The sequence below is a fragment of the Rhodococcus sp. NBC_00294 genome (assembly GCF_036163995.1).
In the GTDB taxonomy this organism is placed as follows: Bacteria; Actinomycetota; Actinomycetes; order Mycobacteriales; family Mycobacteriaceae; genus Rhodococcoides.
The window spans coordinates 2340415-2356893 of the sequence record NZ_CP108043.1; the positions used below are offsets into that span (position 1 = coordinate 2340415).

Here is a 16479-nt window from a genome sequence, read left to right on the forward strand (position 1 = left end):
GTGACAGACGACGAGCTCATCGGCTTCCATTGCCCCGTCGAGGTGCGCTGGTCGGACATGGACGTGTACCAGCACATCAACCACGCACGCATGGTGACGCTGCTGGAGGAGGCCCGCATCCCGTGGCTCATGGCCGACGGTGTCCCCACCGCGACCCTGCGGAACAGTGCGGTGATCGCCGACCTGCACGTGCGCTACCGCGGCCAGTTGCGCCACGAGGACACGCCTCTCGACGTGTTCATGTGGGTGGAGCAGTTGCGGGCCGTCGACTTCACGGCGGGATACGAGGTGCGCCCGCACGGCGCACCGATGAGTACTCCGCCGGCCATCGTGGCGTCGACGCAGATCGCTGCCTTCGACATCGACACCCAGCGCCTGCGCCGGCTGTCCGGCGACGAGCGCGAGTACCTGCAGCGCTGGCAGCGGCCGTGACGGGTGCACTGGCCGAGCGGTCGGTGACCGTCCCGGACGCGCGGGACCGGGACGATCTGTCGACCTTTCTGACCCACGCCGCGCGACTCGACCCGGGCGCGGTGGTGCGCCTCCGGCGCCGCGGTGACAGTCACGTGGTCGCGTGGATCGAGACCGGATTCGACGTCCTCGCCGCCCGCGTGATCCGCGCCCGGGTGCTGCCGTCGGACGTCACCGTGGCCGCGGACGGGCTACTCTCGGCGATGCGATCCGCCGGACCTGCACCTTTCGATCCCGGCTTCGGCATGGACTCCGCCTGGCGCGGCCCGGTGCCGCCGGACGTCGGGTGGACCCATGTGGACGACGTCCCCGGTCCGGTGTTCGTGGAGCTGGCCGAGCGTGGTGTCGCCCTGGCCCGCGAACACGGAACCGATCACGGCCCGCCCGTGTCGCTGCTCGATCAGGACGTGGTGACCGTCGAGGCCGACGGCGAGGCGGTGCCCGTGTCGATGCGCATGATCTTCGCGCTCAACGCCATGAAGTTCGTGCCCACGGTGTCCGACTCGTCGCGGAGTGCGGACGACGCGCGCGTCCGGGTGCGAATCGCTCGGTCGTGGATCCGGCTCGACGCCCGCTACGGATCGGTGTTCCGCAGCCGGGGCGCCACGATCCCGCTCATGGTGTCCTGATCGACCCGCACCGCGACTCGTTCAGACGAGCCAGGCCGCCGCGTCGGCCGGAAGCAGCCCGTCCTGCAGCGGTGCGCTGGCGAGCAGCAGCGCTCCCGGCGGCAGGGTGATGGGCTCGGACGTGGTGTTCAGAGCGCAGATGACGCCGCCGCGGCGCCGGAACGCCAGACACCCGGGAGGGCTCCCGTACCACTCGACTCCGGGCTCGCTGAACTCCGGCCGCGCGGCCCGCAGGCTCAACGCCGTCCGATAGAGGCTCAGCATGGAGTCCACGTCCTCGAGTTGGCTCTCCACGGTCAGCGGGGCCCACTCGGCGGGAATCGGCAACCAGGTCTCCCGCGCCGTCGAGAATCCGAACGGCGGCTCGGTGCCCTCCCACGGCAGCGGGACGCGGCACGCGTCTCGTCCGCGTTCCTGGCCGCCGGACCGGAACCAGGCGGGATCCTGCAGAGCGGAGTCGGGGAGGTCCGCGTTGGGCAGCCCGAGCTCGGAGCCGTTGTAGACGAACACGACACCGGGGAGCGCCAGCAGGACAAGGGCCATCGCGCGTGCGCGCTGCAGACCCTGCTCACCTCCGCCGTACCGGGTGACCTCGCGGTCGACGTCGTGGTTGGACAGGGTCCACGTCGGCGTGCCGCCGACACGGTCGACCGCGTCGAGCGAGTTGTCGACGGCGTCCCTGATGGCCGAGGCGTCGAACGCGGACTCGGCCAGCCGGAAGTTGAAGCCCAGGGTGAGCTCGTCGGGACGGATGTAGCGACTGAAGCGTTCGTTGTCCTGGACCCACACCTCGCCGATCGTCATCGCGCCGTCGTACTCGTCCACGACCCGGCGGATGGCGCGGTGGATCTCGTGCACCCCGTCGTCGTCGAAACGGGGGTCCCCGTCCTCGTTGCGCATCAGCTCGTTCACGGACAGATCCATGTCCGGGAGATCCGCCGGCTTGGCCATGCCGTGGGCCACGTCGATGCGGAACCCGTCGACACCGCGGTCGAGCCAGAACCGGATCGTCGCCTCCAGGTCGGCGAGCGCCTCGGGTTCGGTCCAGTTCAGATCCGGCTGCTCGGGCGCGAAGATGTGGAGGTACCACTGACCGGGTGTGCCGTCCGACTCGGTGACGCGGTGCCACGCGGGACCGCCGAAGATGCTGGGCCAGTTGTTCGGCGGCTCGGAGCCGTTGCCCTTGCCGTCCCGGAACACGTAGCGGGCCCGCTCCGGGCTCCCGGGCGCCGCGGCCAGAGCGGCCTGGAACCATTCGTGCTGATCGCTGGTGTGGTTCGGGACCAGGTCCATAGTGACCTTCATGCCCCGCGCGTGCGCCTCCGTCACCACGGCGTCCATCGTCTCGAGAGATCCGAACAGCGGATCGATGTCGCGGGGATCGGACACGTCGTATCCGTGGTCGACCATCGGCGACCGCATCACCGGACTGAGCCAGAGTGCATCGACGCCGAGCAGTTCCAGGTATCCGAGCTTGTCCCGGATGCCACCCAGATCACCGATCCCGTCGCCGTCGGAGTCCGCGAACGAGCGGGGGTAGATCTGGTAGAAGACGGCGTCGGACCACCAGGGGGCCGGGGCGGACGGGCCGTCGGCGGGGGACGGGCCGGCGGACGCGTCGATCGGAGTGCTCACAGGCGCAATAGTGCCAAAGGCCGAGCCGCGAGGGGCGGTGCGCCCGTCACCACGACCCCTCCGGCCTGCCCGGCCTGTCCCGACGACCGGCCTCCGGCCTGCCCGGCTCCCACGAGAATCACCACGCGTCCGCTGTTCATGCCATGGGGAGGTCAAGAAAATCGGAACGATCGGCGTGAAAACTACCCAAAGTTTGTTTGGTGGGGTATTTTCAGGCGGAACTTCAAGCGACGGTAAAGGAACCTCCATGACGACTCCTGTTTTCGAAGCCGTGAGTCTCGACTCCGTCGAGCTCCTGCCGGCTCCGATCGATCCTTCGTGGATCCTCGAGGGTGCTCCCGTCGCGCGCAGCGGTCAGTGGTCCTGCAGCCCGGACACCACCACGTCGTCGTGGGTCTGGGACTGCACTGCCGGCACCTTCAACTGGTACTTCGAGCAGGACGAGACCATCCACGTGATCGAGGGCGAAGTCGTCGTCCAGTCCGCGGGCAACGAGCCCCGCGTGCTCCGCGCCGGGGATGCCGCTCTGTTCTACGCCGGCACCTGGGCCGAGTGGCACGTGCCGCACTACGTGCGCAAGCACGCCATCCTGCGCCCGCACATCCCGCGTCCCCTGTGGTTCGCGATGCGTGTCGCCCGCAAGCTGCGGGGCAAGGGCCGCTCCGGCGCCCTCGGCTGAACGCGCAGCGCTACAGCGGCGAGTTCACCATCGAGTTCGCCGCCATCTCGATGTAGTCGACGAACTGCTGTCGATGCACATCGTCCATCGTGTCCGAGTCGATCGACGCCAGGGCCGTGTGCATCGCGCGCAGCCAGGCGTCGCGCTCGAACGGCCCGATGACGAACGGCGAGTGCCGCATCCGCAGACGCGGGTGGCCGCGCTCGTCCGAGTAGGTACGCGGACCACCCCAGTACTGCTCGAGGAACATGCGCATCCGGCGCTCCGCCGGGCCCAGGTCCTCCTCCGGGTACAGCCGCCGCAGAATCTCGTCCCGCTCGACCTCGGCGTAGAAGCGCGCGGTCAGGGTGCGAAACGTCTCCGCACCGCCGACCGCGTCGTAGAAGGTCTGTGCCGGCTCGGTCATGGCTCCATTGTTCTCCACGATCACGTGCTCATGCTCGGGGCGGGTCCGAAGGGCCGCCCGTTGGGGTAGGGCGCCGCGATGCCGGACTCGTCGAAGGCGTCGAGGATCTGACGATGCAACTGGCGCTGCACGGCCCACTGCCGGCCGGGTCGGACCTTGATGGTCAGGCGCAGCGTCACCGTGTCCGACGTGACGGCGTCGACGCCGAGCATCTGCGGGGCCTCGAGAATGTCCTCCTGGAACTCGCCACGCTCGATGGACTCGCGCGCCGTGCGCTCGGCCACCTCGCACGCGACGTCGATGTCGGCGGAATGACTGACGGGGAGGTCCAACACCGCGACGGCGTGACCCTGGCTCATGTTGCCGACACGCAGCACCTCGCCGTTGCGGACGTACCAGAGCGTCCCGGAGATGTCGCGGACCGTGGTGACCCGCAGGCCCACGGTCTCGACCGTGCCCGATGCCTCGCCGAGATCGACGATGTCGCCGACTCCGTACTGGTCCTCGAGCAGCATGAAGATGCCGGAGAGGAAGTCGCGGACGAGGTTCTGCGCGCCGAAACCGAGCGCGACACCCACGATGCCTGCGGACGCGATGAAGGGGGCGACGTTCACACCGACGATGGAGAGCGCGGAGAGCACGAACCAGACCAGGATGCCGACGGAGACCGCCGACTTGAGCACCGAACCGATGGTGCGGGCGCGCTGGTTGCGGCGCTCGTTCAGGATGGTGGTGGTGACGCCGGCGGGGGCACGTTCGCGCAGCGGCCTCAGCAGGGGCGGTTTACCCGCAGCGCTGCGACCCGCGCCGGGTGAGCGGCTGGTGAACCGGTCGATCATGCGGTGCAGGACGTAACGCAGAACCACGGCGAGCAGGGCGTACCCCAGAACCTGGAGCGGGCGTTGGATCAGCCAGTCGCGACCGGTGTCGGAGAGCGAGAGGGCGAGGACGTCGTTCGGGTCGAAGGAATACACCCGAAAAGTCTACGGATCTCCTCGGCGCACGCCACCTGTCACCACCCGTCTCGGCACCCACCCCGCCACCCGTGCGGCGGGACACCCGGAGTTCACCGCGTGGCCGTCGGCCGGACCTCGAATGAGCGTGCGAACGGCACCGATTCGTGATGCACTGTGGTTGGTCTTCACGTGCGGGCGGTGGCTGTCGCAAACCAGTGGTAGTCGCGCCGCGCGCAGTGGTCACTGGAGGTGGCATGAAGAAGAGCGGGACTGTCGCGAAGGTTCGGGCCGGGCATCGACAACTGTCGCCCACCGACGCCGTGCAGGGCGGCGCGTCGGGGGCGCGACCCCAGTCCGAACACCCTGTCGTCTTCGGCGGCGCGTCGTTGCACGCCGTCACCGATCACTCCGATCCGGCCGACGTCGACGGGCACCTCGATCACGAGGACGCCGTCCCCGCCTGGGTGAAGCGGCGCGTACTCCTCCTGAACGCCACGTTCGAACCACTCACCGCGCTGCCCATGCGGCGTGCCGTCGTCCTGCTGGTCTGCGAGAAGGCCGTCGTGGTGCACGACGACGACGACGGTCCCGTCGTTCACTCGGCGGACATCGCTCTGCAGGTGCCGTCGGTCATCCGCCTCCGCTCGTACGTGCGGGTGCCCTACCGGGCGCGCATCCCGATGACGCGGGCGGCTCTGATGCATCGGGACCGTTTCCGGTGCGCGTACTGCGGTTCCAAGGCCGAGACCATCGACCACGTGGTGCCGCGCAGTCGCGGCGGCGGTCACTCCTGGGAGAACTGCGTCGCGTGCTGCGCTTCCTGCAATCACCGCAAGGCGGACAAGATGCTCAGCGAGCTGGGGTGGACCCTGCGCGCCGCGCTGGTCCCGCCGAAGGGTCCGCACTGGCGACTGCTCGCGAGCATCAAGGAACTCGATCCCACCTGGCTGCCGTACCTGGGTGAGGGCGCGGCCTGACACCCGTCCACTAAGGTGATGGGCGTGAGCATCCTCGAAACCGCGCTGATCTTCGGACTGATTCCGTTGGCACTGTTCCTCGCGCTCTTCGTGTTCGCGAAGATCACGTCGACCGATCCCGCGCCGCGTCCCGCCCCCTACCGACTCGGGCAGCAGTGGGACCACGCCCCGGTGCTGTGGTCGGCCACGGACGAGGTGACGCCGTACTCGCAGCACGCTGCGCATTCGACACACGCCGAACTCACCGCGGGTTCGGCTTCGCTGGTAGGAGGCCGGGCAAGTGGCAAGTGGTGAACTCTCGACCCGTCGGATCGACGAGGAGAACCTTCCCGTCGGCCATGTGGTGACCGCGAGCGGTCGAGTCTCCGGTGTGCACCAGGTGGGCACCGTCAACCCCGACCTGTCCCCGTTCGCGACCGACGAGCTGATCCAGCTCGACGAGTCGCTCATCGAGGCCACCCGCCGTACGGGCATCCGCTTCAACGTGCTGGTCGGTGACCTCGGCCCCGACACCGCCGCGGGTGCGGACGCCGCTCTCGCGGGAACGCCCGAGGCCGAGTACTCGGTGCTCATCGCGGTCTCACCGAACCAGCACGCCATCGAGGTTCGTTCCGGTCGAGGCGTCGCCCATCTCGTCGACGACCGCATCGCGCAGCTCGGTATCACCGCGGCCACGGGATCCTTCCGTGACGGCGACCTGATCGACGGCCTCGTCGCCGCCGTGCGCGTCATGAGCGCGGCGATCACCGGCCCGTCCGCCTGACACGGCGCCACCCCGGCACAGAGACAAGGGCCCATCATCCGAGAGGATGATGGGCCCTTGTCCGTGCGCGAGTCAGGTGCGGTCAGGCACCGTCCGCCGCTCGAGCGGCGAGCGACCGCACCACGGACGCGCGACCCTCGACGACGAGGCGCGCGAGGGCCGGCGGGTGGTCGCCCGCGAGGAACTCGTCCGCCGCCGCCACCGACTGCTCACTGATGGACCAGGTCGGGTACAGACCGACGACGACGGTCTGCGCGACCTCGCTGGAACGACGTGCCCACACATCGGAGATGGCGTCGAAGTAGCGGGAGACGAACGGCTCCAACAACTCTCCCTGGCCCGCACCGGGGAACGCGCCGATGATGGCACGTGCGGTGATGTTGGGTAGGGAGTCGTTGTCGATGACCGTGGTCCACGCCTCCTCCTTGACCGAGGCCTGCGGGCGGGCAGCTCGCGCCGCCGCCGCGTTGCGGGCACCGGCCGCGGTGTTGTCCTTCTCGGCCTCGGCGTCGATCACGGGTGTGTCGGACCCCGTGTCGATCGCGCCGCTGCGAGCCAGAGCGGTGACGAACCGCCAGCGCAGATCGGTGTCGACGGTGAGGCCGCCCAGATCCTGGCCGTCCACGTCTCCGTCGAGCAGCGCCTGCAGCACTGTCGTGTGGCGCTCGGCCAGCACGGACGAGGCCAGCGCGTTGACGTAGGCCAGCTGATGATCCGACCCACCGTCGGCCGCGCGCGCCAGCTCGAGGAGGCGGTCGGCGAACTCGGGCCATCCCGTGGACTGCGCCCACCCCGGCTCGGCATAGCTGCCGAGCGCGGTCTGCGCCTGCAGCAGGAGCCGCTGCACGACTCCGACCTCGGTCTCGGAGGTGATGCCGCGCTGCACCAGTGCGACGAAGTCGCGTGCCTTCAGATCGGCCTGCCGGGTCATCTCCCACGCCGCCGACCACGCCAGGGTGCGGGGAAGCGACTCGGTGATGTCGCCGATGCGCGCGATGAGCGTCTCGAGCGAGGTCGGATCCAGCTGCAGCGAGCAGTACGTCAGGTCGTCGTCGTTGACGAGCACCAACCGACCGGCGGGCGTGCCCACCAGCGCGGGAACCTCGGTGCGCTCCTGCGGCTCGACGTCGAGCTCGACCCGCTGGGTGCGAGTGAGCGCGCCGGAGTCGTCACCGTCGTAGATGCCGACGGCGATGCGGTGCACGCGGCGCTCACCCTTGCCGGGTGCCGCGGCCCCCTGCACGACGGAGAAGGACGAGTAGTTGCCGTCGTCGTCGATCTCGAATTCCGGTGTCAGGGTGTTCAGGCCGGTGGTGCGCAGCCACTGATCACCCCAGTCCGACAGGTCGCGACCGGACGAGGCCTCGAGAGCCGACAGCAGATCCGAGAAGGTCGCGTTGCCGAAGGCGTGGTCGCGGAAGTAGCTGCGCAGGCCCGCGAGGAAGTCCTCGAGCCCGACGTAGGCGACGAGCTGCTTGAGGACGCTGGCGCCCTTGGCATAGGTGATGCCGTCGAAGTTGACCTCGACTGCGGCGAGATCGGGAATGTCCGCGGCGATGGGGTGCGTCGACGGCAACTGGTCCTGGCGGTAGGCCCAGCTCTTCTCGACGTTCGCGAACGTGGTCCACGCGCTGGTGTACTCGGTGGCCTCCGACTGGCAGAGCACCGACGCGAACGTGGCGAAGGACTCGTTGAGCCACAGGTCGTCCCACCACCGCATGGTCACGAGATCGCCGAACCACATGTGGGCCATCTCGTGCAGCACGGTCTCGGCGCGGCGCTCGTAGGAGTAGCGCGTCACCTTGGACCGGAAGACGTAGTCCTCCAGGAAGGTCACCGCGCCGGCGTTCTCCATGGCGCCCGCGTTGAACTCGGGCACGAACAGCTGGTCGTACTTGCCGAAGGCGTACGGGACACCGAAGTTACGGTGGTAGAACTCGAAGCCCTGCTTGGTCTCGGTGAAGAGGCGATCGGCGTCCATGTACTCCGACAGCGATGCGCGGCAGTAGATTCCGAGCGGAATGGTGCCGTGGTCGTCCGAGTAGGAATCGGTCCACAGCGCGTACGGGCCGGCGATGAGCGCGACGAGGTAGGTGCTCATCACAGGAGTCGTCTCGAACACGTGCGTCGTGGCACCGGACGCCTCGGAGGTCTCCGCGGCAGCCGCGTTGGAGATGACGGCCCAGTCCTTCGGTGCCGTCACCGTCACGTCGAAGGTCGCTTTGAGATCCGGCTGATCGAAACACGCGAACATGCGCTTGGCGTCCGCGGTCTCGAACTGGCTGTACAGGTAGACGGAGCCGTCCGACGGATCGACGAAGCGGTGCAGGCCCTCACCGGTATGGGAGTAGACGCATTCCGCGACCACGGTGAGCTCGTTGTGCTCCGCGAGGTCGGTGAGCGCGATGCCCGTCGACTCGTCGTAGGAGGAGACGTCGACGTCGGTTCCGTTGAGCGTCGCGGAGCTCACCGAGGCGGCGACGATGTCGACGACACTGGAGGCTCCGGCAGTCGCGTCGAAGGTGACGGTGGTGGTCGAGGAGAAGGTCTTCTCGCCCGGGCCACCGGCTCCGTCGGTCAGGTCGAGAGTGATGGAGTAGTGCGTGACCGTGAGCAGCGAGGACCGTTCCTCTGCCTGGTCCCTGGTCAAATTGGGGGCAACCACGTGCACCCTTTCTGTCGATTTCTTCTGCCACCGCCGAACTGCGGTCGCGGCTGTGTCCATCCCATCATGACGCCGGTCGCCGCGGGCGGGTAGAACAGGTGTGCAGAGTTCGTGTCACCGGCCCACTGTGCGGGACGCTCCGCAGACCAGCCGAACACCGAGCACTACCCGACGACGAAAGGACCGACGTGAGCGATAGCAAGGACGTGGCAGATTTCTGGTTCGACCCGCTCTGCCCGTGGTGCTGGATCACCTCGCGCTGGATTCTCGAGGTGGCGAAGGTTCGCGACATCGAGACGAACTTCCACGTCATGAGCCTGGCGGTCCTCAACGAGGGACGCGATCTTCCCGACGAGTACCAGGACATGATGAAGAAGGCGTGGGGTCCCGTCCGCGTCGCGATCGCGGCCGCGCAGGAGAAGGGCGACGAGATTCTCGCGCCGCTCTACACCGAGATGGGGACGCGAATCCACAACGAGGGCAACAAGGACTTCCCGGACGTGATCCAGAAGTCGCTCGTTGCACTGGACCTCCCGGCCTCGTTGGCCGAGGCGGCCGCGAGCAGTGAGTTCGACGACGCGCTGCGCAAGAGCCACCACGCGGGAATGGACAAGGTGGGCAAGGACGTCGGCACGCCGACCATCCACGTCAACGGTGTCGCCTTCTTCGGTCCCGTGCTGTCGAGGATCCCGCGCGGCGAGGAGGCCGGCAAGCTGTGGGACGCGTCGGTGATCTTCGCGTCGTACCCGCACTTCTTCGAGCTCAAGCGTTCTCGCAACGAGGACCCGCAGTTCGACTGAGTCGACCGCGCACCCCGTCGGTGATGCCGGCGGGGTGCGTCAGACCACGATGAGGTCGGGACGGCCCCGGCGATCGCGAGTGCCGTCGCCGAACTCCAGTGCCTCGCCGCCGAGCCAGCGACGCGCGGACCAGGCGGCCGCCACCGCGTCGAGCACGTCGTCCATCGCGGGCCCGTCCTCGATCGCACTCGTGGCCTCCAGCAGCGCCGGCACGTCCACCATCACCGAGAGTGCTTGCAGCCGTTGCGCGATGCCGCGCGCCCGTTTCTTCGACGTGAAGCGCGTGGCGGGGGCGAGTGCCCGGAACGACGATTCCGGGTGCACCTCGATCACCCGTGCGATGTCGGGGTCGGCCGCGTCCCAGGCCCGGATGTGGTCGGTGAGGTACCACGACTGCTTGCTGATGGCCTTGCCCGTGCGCGCGCGAGCGATCACGCAGGCGTCCTCCCAGGAGGCCGCCCACACCGCGTCGCGTACCGGCGTGGGGAAGAGCGACGATCGCGCCGGGCCCAGGAACGTCCGAACCTGGAGTTCGCTCGCCCGCACTCCGGCGTCGGGAACGGTCAGCGGCATGTCGACCCCGACGGCCGCGCAGTCCCGGGTGGTGTCCAGGACGGCCGCGACGGTGTCGACCAGGGTCAACGACACTCGTCCCTCGTAGAGACGAGCCACCACCCACCGGCCCGCGGCGCCGTCCACCCCGGCGACGGGGCCCCACCCGCACGGTGGCGTCGGGGCGGAGGGGGGCACCTGTCAAACTCTAGCCATGCGCGTATACCTGGGTGCCGATCACGCCGGCTTCGAGTTCAAGAATCAGATCATCGACCACCTGCGGGAATCGGGACACGAGCCGATCGACTGCGGTGCGTTCACGTACGACGCGGTGGACGACTACCCGGCGTTCTGCATCGAGGCGGCTCGCCGCACGGTCGCCGACCCGGAGAGCCTCGGACTGGTGCTCGGTGGCTCCGGCAACGGTGAGCAGATCGCGGCCAACAAGGTCCCCGGCGCGCGGTGTGCTCTCGCCTGGAGCGTCGAGACGGCCCAGCTCGCGCGTCAGCACAACAAGGCGCAGCTGATCGGCATCGGCGGCCGCATGCACACGCTGCCCGAGGCGCTCGCGATCGTGGACGCGTTCCTCGAGACCCCGTGGTCGGGCGAGGAGCGCCACCAGCGCCGCATCGACATCCTGTCCGAGTACGAGCGCACCGGCGACGCGCCGGCCGTTCCCGGTGCACCCTCGGCCGACGGCGACTCCGAATAAGAGGGTCCGCACCACAGCCCGAGTAGTCAGGTACCACCCATGCCCGAGGGGCACACTCTCCATCGTCTGGCGCGACTGCACCAGAAGCGTTTCGGCGGCCAGGTCATCGAGGTGTCCAGTCCGCAGGGACGTTTCGTCGACGGCGCCGAGTGGGTCTCCGGGCATGTCCTGAAGCGCGCCGACGCCTGGGGCAAGCATCTGCTCCACCGGTACGACAACGGGGCGATCGTCCACGTCCACCTGGGGCTGTACGGAAAGTTCGGCGAGCAGTCCGTTCCCATGAAGGAGCCCGTCGGCCAGGTGCGGATGCGCATGGTGGGGGAGGAGTACGGCACCGACCTGCGCGGCCCCACCCGCTGCGAGATCTTCGACGACACTCAGGTCGACGCGCTGGTGGCGCGCCTGGGTCCCGATCCGCTGCGCAAGGAGTCCGACCCGGAGAAGGCCTTCCACCGGATCCACAAGTCGGCCATGGCGGTCGGCGCGTTGCTGATGGAGCAGGACGTCATCGCCGGCATCGGCAACGTCTACCGAGCCGAGCTGCTGTTCCGGCACCGCATGAGCCCGTTCCGCACCGGCAAGCACCTCGACCACGAGGAGTGGGACGAGATGTGGACGGATCTCGTCGAGTTGATGAAGGTGGGCGTGCGACGCGGGCGCATCATCACGCTGGACAAGGAACACGACTCGGGCACCGGGTCGCGAGGACCGGGACGCCCGCGTTCCTACGTCTACAAGCGGAACGGCCAGCCGTGCCTGATCTGCGGCACGACGATTCTCACCGCGGACATGAAGGGCCGCAACCTCTTCTGGTGCCCGACGTGTCAGGCGACGTGAGGTCGGTCGAGCGCTGATCCGTCCGCACACGTTCCGGGGGCGCGCACCCGGTTCCGCTGACTGGACGGGGTGCACGGCACCGGTGGGTGTGCGGACCGGCGCCCGTGGAGGTCAGAAACCTCCGAAGTCGCCGCCGCCCCCGAAGTCGCCGCCGCCCCCGAAGTCGCCACCACCGCCGAAGTCGCCACCACCGAAGTCGCCCCCGGCATCGCCGCCCATGTCGCCGCCACCGTCACCCGTGTCGCCGCCCATGTCGCCGCCGTCGCCCATGTCGCCCCCGTCGCCCTCACCGCTGGCGAAGTTGTCCGCCCCGTAGCCCACGCCGGCCATCCCGGAGAACATCGCGGAGAACAGGAACATGGATCCCATGCCCCACGCGCCGGCCACGAGGGCGGGCTTCCACCACGGCTCGGAGTACCAGCCCGCAGGGACGGGGCGACCCGCCACGCGTCCGCCGGGGTAGTAGTTCGGCGTCCTCTCGGACGGTCCGGGGCTCGCGGTCACGGCCCGACCCTCGTAGTCGACGGTGCGTTCCTCGGTGACCTCGCCCGCGGACTTCTGTCCGTCGATGGTGGGGACCTCGGGTCCGGGGTCCATGCCCATCGCCAGCCGGGCAGCGCGGATGTAGTAGAGCCCTTCCAGCGCAGTCTGTTTGGCCAGACGCGCCTGGGTGGGGGACTGCGCCTGATCGATCTGTGAGCCCGCGGCCGTGTAGCGCTCGGACGCGTCGGCCAGAGCCTGCTTGGAGGCAGTGTCCGAGCCCACCAGGTTGTACACCTGGCCGCCGAGGCGCTCGATGGCCTGACGCGCGTCGGCCTTGGCGTCGTCGAGCGACTCGAGACTCCGTCGGCCGGACCTGCGCTGGGACGCGACGACGACGCCGACGACCAGAGCCACGACGACGATGATCAGGAGCAGAGGTTCCATGGTCCCAGTGTACGGAGAGTCCGGTTCCGGTCGCGGATCACGACGCGGGGCGCAGCGACTCTCGACCGTTGCTCCACGCGTCCATGAGATGGTCCGCCAGGACGTTCTCGACGTGGTCGATGGCGCGCATCCCGAAGACGACGTCCGCCTCGAGTTCCGGTTCGCGCGCGATGAGGTCGCCCACCACGTCGTGTCGCATGACCTGCTCGTGCACCGCGTCCGCCTCGACGTGCTCGGCGTAGAACGCGACGCACTCGGCCGGGAACTCCAACCGCTGCAACGCTTTCACCAGCCGCTGCGATCCGGGTGAGGAGGTGATCTCGGTCGCGGCGAGGTGTCCGACGGCGGCACCCCGCAGCGATCGGTGCAGACCGAACATCGACATCAGGTTGACCGGTGCGAGGGTCGGTGCACCCACCCGGTCGAGGTAACCGAGGTAGGTCGCGTCGAGTCCCGCCGCTGCCAGGAGGTCGCGAAAGAGGTTCTGGTGCATCCGACTTCCGCGCCCGCCGCCGAATTCGTCGAACTCGACGGCGACGTAGGAGGCCTTGGCCTGACCCTGCAGCCGCGGGATCGTCCACGCGTGGGGGTCGGCCTCCTTGAGGTGGTACAGCGACCGGTGCGCGAGGTACTCCCGCATCTGCTCGGCGGTGCCGGTGTCGCGGAGGTGGAATGACGGGCCGGACCCGTCGACGTGCTCCGTCGACAACAGGTCCATCTCGTCGGCCGCCGAGCCGCCCACCGTCACGTGCGCACGGACGTCGGCGAGGAATGCGCTCTCCATCTCGGCACGCAGACGCAGGAGGTCGGGATTCCACTCCCAGGCGTCGTCCACACCGGGGAGCCCGCGGTAGTGCAGTTCGTAGCAGAGGTACAACGCGAGATGAAGGTCGTCGCCGTAGGGATCGGCGTCCGTGACGGGGGCGACGACGCTGCCCGCGTCCGACGGGGACTGCACGAGTGCGGACAGGACGGCGGAGGACAGCGGCCCACGCGCCGTCGGCAGCGCGGCTGCGGTAGCCGGGGTCGAGGAGGTCGGGGTGTCGTTCAGCATCGCGGTCACCTCGTCCGACTACCCGTTTCGACCGTGTCCGAACATGCGCGGCGGTCGCTGGGGTCCGAAGACGGGCAGCGGACCCGATCCGGGTTCGGTCGGTACGGGCGTGGTGCGGCGGAGCAACAGGGTGGCCGCGTCGAGCACCAGTTCGCGGTCGTACGTCAGGCGGTAGTCGAACACCGGGTCCGACTCGGTCGATCCGTCGCCGTCCGTTTCGGCTCCGATGACGGCGGCGGTGAAGTGCGGGCTCACGACGATCACCGACAGTTCCCGCAACAGCGGGTCCGCGGCGGGCAGCCTCATGGTGTGCAGGCCGGGCACCGGCGGTGTGGTCGCGGCGCCGCCTCGTCCGAACAGGGCGACGAGCGTCCCGGACGCGGCGAGGTGCGCGGCCTGATGCATCTGCTCGGCGGACACCTCGAACGAGTGCGGAACCGTGGCCAGCACGATGGTCGACGGTCCGGTGGCCGCCGCGTGGAGCGCGAACTGGTCGATGATCGTGGAGAGCAGGGACAGACGCCCGCGGCGGATGCCACCGGTGGCCGCGGCGAGTGCGAACGGCGTCGGCGCGGACGGCATGCGGTGGGTGAGCCCGACGGCGAAGGGGGAGTCCGACGGCAGGTCGGCGGCGGTCGGGCCGGCGTGTGGCTCACGGCGCGGCAACGGAGCGGGCGTGCCGAAGAGCCAGCCCTGGCCGAGAGCAGCGCCCATCTCACGCGCGAGATGCAGGTGTTCCTCGGTCTCGATGCCCTCGGCGAGGACCACCGCGCCCGTGCGGTCGGACTCCGCCGAGACCGCCGCGAGCACCCGCGCGGTGTCCGCCGTCGCCCGCTGCTGGGTGAACGTCATGTCCAGCTTGATGATGTCGGGCCGCAGGAACGGCAGGAGGGCCAGGCTCGCCGTCTCGGCTCCCACGTCGTCCACCGCCACGAGCCACCGTCGGTCGCGCACTCGTTCCACTGCCTCGAGCAGCGATGCGGGGTCGGCGAGCAGGTCACGTTCGGTGATCTCCACGACCACCGACAGTCGCGACGCCTCGGCGAGCAGAGCGGCCACCCCCGCGGGAGGCGCGAGGTTCATCGCGCTGGGTTCCATGTTGACGAACAACTGCAACCCGGTCGGCAGATTGGCCTCCAGCGCCCCCCGGAGCGCACTGACGCGGCACATCCAGTCCAGCTGACCGACGGTCCCGTGCGCACGCGCCGACTCGAACAGTGCAGCGGGTGACTCCCAGGGTGTGCCGACGGGGCCGCGGGCGAGGGCCTCGTAGCCGACCAGCGCGCGCGTCGAGAGGTCGACGACGGGTTGGTAGAGGGAGTGGACCGTCAGGCCTGCGGGGATCTCTTCCACGCCCGGTCCTCTCGTCGGCGGACCGAGTCCGCGTGCCTGCAGCATCTGAAACAGTAGGCCGATCACCCCTCGCGAGGGCGAGGACGGATCAGACGGGCGACGGCACGACGGTGACAGGGACGTCCACCGAGTGCATCACGGCTCGGCTGGTCGATCCCAGCAGGAGCGAGGTGAATCCACCCCGCCCGCGGCGACCCACGACGACGAGGTCCGCCTCGGCCGATCTGGCCACGAGTTCCCGCACCGGCCGGTCCTGGACCACCACGCGCTCCACCTCGACGTCGGGGTAGTCCTGCGACCACCCGGCCATCGTCTCCGCGAGGACGGCCTCCTCGTCCTCGGCAGACCGACCGCGGCCGCCGGGAACGTCGATGTCGCTCCACGCGTGCACGGCGATCAGCGATGCCCCGCGTGACGAGGCGATCTCGAACGCCCAGCGGACGGCGGGCCCGCTGTTGTCCGTGCCGTCGACGCCGACGACGACGGCGTGTCCCGTGCCCTCGTTCGGCGGCGTGTCCAGAGGCACCACGGTGACGGCGCACGAGGCGTGTGTCGCCACCGCCGTGCTCACCGACGCGGAGAGTCCTCCGGTGAACTCGCCGAGCCCCCGCGTCCCCACGACGATCATCGCGGCGTCCGTCGATCGTTCGACCAGTACTCCGGCGGGGGTGCCGTGGTGGGTCTCGGTGGAGACCGACACGTCGGCCGCTACGGCCCGCGCCGCGTCCACTCCGTCGGCGAGAATGCGGTCGAGCGCACTCGCCGCAGTGTCGTCGACGTCCGCGAAGGCCGGCGCGGACACCGCCGTGACCAGCACGAGGGGCAGGCCGCGAGCGGTGCAGAGCCGCGTGGCCCATCGCACGGCCGCGAGCGCTGCGGACGATCCGTCGACTCCGACGACGACGGGGTGGGACACGGGCATGCAGGCCTCCAGCGGTTCGAACGGACGGTGCCGAGATGACCACAGTGTTCCCGACGCGAGGCGATGTCATGCCCGGAACAGGCAGTTGAGTCCGCAACGGCGTTACCTCGATGTGCTGTGAACGTTATCGAATCGTGATGC

At 69.3% G+C, this 16479-nt stretch carries 18 protein-coding genes; 9 read left to right on the top strand and 9 right to left on the bottom strand.

What is annotated here, in order from left to right:
* Together OHB23_RS10960 and OHB23_RS10965 are read left to right on the top strand one after the other, a co-directional pair.
* Complete coding sequence (locus OHB23_RS10960) at window positions 1-432, top strand: acyl-CoA thioesterase (RefSeq protein ID WP_027505634.1); 432 nt, start codon at window positions 1-3, stop codon at window positions 430-432.
* Window positions 429-1100 (top strand): hypothetical protein, encoded by a 672-nt coding sequence (locus OHB23_RS10965; protein WP_442972977.1) that lies wholly within the window; start codon window positions 429-431, stop codon window positions 1098-1100. Before OHB23_RS10960 ends, OHB23_RS10965 begins: the two co-directional genes overlap by 4 nt.
* 21 nt (window positions 1101-1121) lie before the next feature.
* On the opposite strand, the gene OHB23_RS10970 is transcribed toward OHB23_RS10965, so the two are convergent.
* The gene (locus OHB23_RS10970) at window positions 1122-2735 is read right to left on the bottom strand and encodes a glycoside hydrolase family 13 protein (RefSeq protein WP_442972978.1); all 1614 of its coding nucleotides are present in this window, start codon (window positions 2733-2735) and stop codon (window positions 1122-1124) included.
* Between the two features lie 247 nt (window positions 2736-2982).
* Here OHB23_RS10970 and OHB23_RS10975 point away from each other — a divergent pair, with 247 nt between their 5' ends.
* Complete coding sequence (locus OHB23_RS10975) at window positions 2983-3414, top strand: cupin domain-containing protein (protein WP_222630235.1); 432 nt, start codon at window positions 2983-2985, stop codon at window positions 3412-3414.
* Between the two features lie 10 nt (window positions 3415-3424).
* On the opposite strand, the gene OHB23_RS10980 is transcribed toward OHB23_RS10975, so the two are convergent.
* Together OHB23_RS10980 and OHB23_RS10985 are read right to left on the bottom strand one after the other, a co-directional pair.
* Complete coding sequence (locus tag OHB23_RS10980; RefSeq protein ID WP_222630239.1) at window positions 3425-3820, bottom strand: globin; 396 nt, start codon at window positions 3818-3820, stop codon at window positions 3425-3427.
* A gap of 20 nt (window positions 3821-3840) precedes the next feature.
* The gene (locus OHB23_RS10985; protein WP_222630254.1) at window positions 3841-4794 is read right to left on the bottom strand and encodes a mechanosensitive ion channel family protein; all 954 of its coding nucleotides are present in this window, start codon (window positions 4792-4794) and stop codon (window positions 3841-3843) included.
* 236 nt (window positions 4795-5030) lie between these two features.
* Here OHB23_RS10985 and OHB23_RS10990 point away from each other — a divergent pair, with 236 nt between their 5' ends.
* Genes OHB23_RS10990 through OHB23_RS11000 form a run of 3 tightly spaced genes read left to right on the top strand, consistent with a single transcriptional unit; the run spans window position 5031 to window position 6516 of the window.
* Complete coding sequence (locus OHB23_RS10990) at window positions 5031-5753, top strand: HNH endonuclease (RefSeq protein ID WP_231476311.1); 723 nt, start codon at window positions 5031-5033, stop codon at window positions 5751-5753.
* 18 nt (window positions 5754-5771) lie between these two features.
* Window positions 5772-6047 carry an aa3-type cytochrome oxidase subunit CtaJ gene (gene ctaJ, locus OHB23_RS10995; protein WP_261769336.1) on the top strand — a complete coding sequence of 92 codons (276 nt, stop codon included), beginning with the start codon at window positions 5772-5774 and terminating at the stop codon, window positions 6045-6047.
* The gene (locus tag OHB23_RS11000; RefSeq protein ID WP_222638460.1) at window positions 6034-6516 is read left to right on the top strand and encodes a DUF5130 family protein; all 483 of its coding nucleotides are present in this window, start codon (window positions 6034-6036) and stop codon (window positions 6514-6516) included. The genes ctaJ and OHB23_RS11000 overlap by 14 nt, the downstream gene beginning before the upstream one ends.
* An 82-nt stretch (window positions 6517-6598) precedes the next feature.
* Here OHB23_RS11000 and pepN read toward each other — a convergent pair whose 3' ends face one another.
* Window positions 6599-9181, bottom strand: a complete 2583-nt coding sequence (gene pepN / locus OHB23_RS11005) for an aminopeptidase N (protein ID WP_328809527.1) — start codon at window positions 9179-9181, stop codon at window positions 6599-6601.
* 188 nt (window positions 9182-9369) lie between these two features.
* Here pepN and OHB23_RS11010 point away from each other — a divergent pair, with 188 nt between their 5' ends.
* Window positions 9370-9981 (top strand): DsbA family protein, encoded by a 612-nt coding sequence (locus OHB23_RS11010; RefSeq protein WP_328809528.1) that lies wholly within the window; start codon window positions 9370-9372, stop codon window positions 9979-9981.
* Window positions 9982-10020: 39 nt separating this feature from the next.
* On the opposite strand, the gene OHB23_RS11015 is transcribed toward OHB23_RS11010, so the two are convergent.
* On the bottom strand, window positions 10021-10731 hold the full coding sequence (locus OHB23_RS11015; protein ID WP_328809529.1) for a DUF429 domain-containing protein: 711 nt from the start codon (window positions 10729-10731) through the stop codon (window positions 10021-10023).
* A 16-nt stretch (window positions 10732-10747) separates the two neighbouring features.
* Here OHB23_RS11015 and OHB23_RS11020 point away from each other — a divergent pair, with 16 nt between their 5' ends.
* Window positions 10748-11245, top strand: coding sequence for a ribose-5-phosphate isomerase (locus tag OHB23_RS11020; protein WP_328809530.1), 498 nt, complete (start codon window positions 10748-10750; stop codon window positions 11243-11245).
* A 39-nt stretch (window positions 11246-11284) separates the two neighbouring features.
* Window positions 11285-12082, top strand: a complete 798-nt coding sequence (locus OHB23_RS11025) for an Fpg/Nei family DNA glycosylase (protein WP_328809531.1) — start codon at window positions 11285-11287, stop codon at window positions 12080-12082.
* 111 nt (window positions 12083-12193) lie between these two features.
* Here OHB23_RS11025 and OHB23_RS11030 read toward each other — a convergent pair whose 3' ends face one another.
* From OHB23_RS11030 to OHB23_RS11045, 4 genes are all read right to left on the bottom strand, one after another.
* The gene (locus OHB23_RS11030) at window positions 12194-13009 is read right to left on the bottom strand and encodes a DUF1542 domain-containing protein (protein ID WP_328809532.1); all 816 of its coding nucleotides are present in this window, start codon (window positions 13007-13009) and stop codon (window positions 12194-12196) included.
* Window positions 13010-13046: 37 nt separating this feature from the next.
* Window positions 13047-14063, bottom strand: a complete 1017-nt coding sequence (locus OHB23_RS11035) for an iron-containing redox enzyme family protein (protein WP_328809533.1) — start codon at window positions 14061-14063, stop codon at window positions 13047-13049.
* An 18-nt stretch (window positions 14064-14081) separates the two neighbouring features.
* Window positions 14082-15416, bottom strand: a complete 1335-nt coding sequence (locus tag OHB23_RS11040; RefSeq protein WP_222630268.1) for an EAL domain-containing protein — start codon at window positions 15414-15416, stop codon at window positions 14082-14084.
* Between the two features lie 88 nt (window positions 15417-15504).
* Window positions 15505-16338 (bottom strand): universal stress protein, encoded by an 834-nt coding sequence (locus OHB23_RS11045; RefSeq protein ID WP_328809534.1) that lies wholly within the window; start codon window positions 16336-16338, stop codon window positions 15505-15507.
* Window positions 16339-16479 lie beyond the last annotated feature (141 nt).

Excerpts from the sequence above, each read along its gene's own strand:
- OHB23_RS10975 (WP_222630235.1), top strand. The coding sequence starts at position 2,983 with ATGACGACTCCTGTTTTCGAAGCCGTGAGTCTCGACTCCGTCGAGCTC.
- OHB23_RS10990 (WP_231476311.1), top strand. The coding sequence starts at position 5,031 with ATGAAGAAGAGCGGGACTGTCGCGAAGGTTCGGGCCGGGCATCGACAA.
- OHB23_RS11025 (WP_328809531.1), top strand. The coding sequence starts at position 11,285 with ATGCCCGAGGGGCACACTCTCCATCGTCTGGCGCGACTGCACCAGAAG.
- ctaJ (WP_261769336.1), top strand. The coding sequence starts at position 5,772 with ATGGGCGTGAGCATCCTCGAAACCGCGCTGATCTTCGGACTGATTCCG.
- OHB23_RS11030 (WP_328809532.1), bottom strand. The coding sequence starts at position 13,009 with ATGGAACCTCTGCTCCTGATCATCGTCGTCGTGGCTCTGGTCGTCGGC.
- OHB23_RS11035 (WP_328809533.1), bottom strand. The coding sequence starts at position 14,063 with ATGCTGAACGACACCCCGACCTCCTCGACCCCGGCTACCGCAGCCGCG.
- OHB23_RS11045 (WP_328809534.1), bottom strand. The coding sequence starts at position 16,338 with ATGCCCGTGTCCCACCCCGTCGTCGTCGGAGTCGACGGATCGTCCGCA.
- OHB23_RS10980 (WP_222630239.1), bottom strand. The coding sequence starts at position 3,820 with ATGACCGAGCCGGCACAGACCTTCTACGACGCGGTCGGCGGTGCGGAG.
- OHB23_RS11020 (WP_328809530.1), top strand. The coding sequence starts at position 10,748 with ATGCGCGTATACCTGGGTGCCGATCACGCCGGCTTCGAGTTCAAGAAT.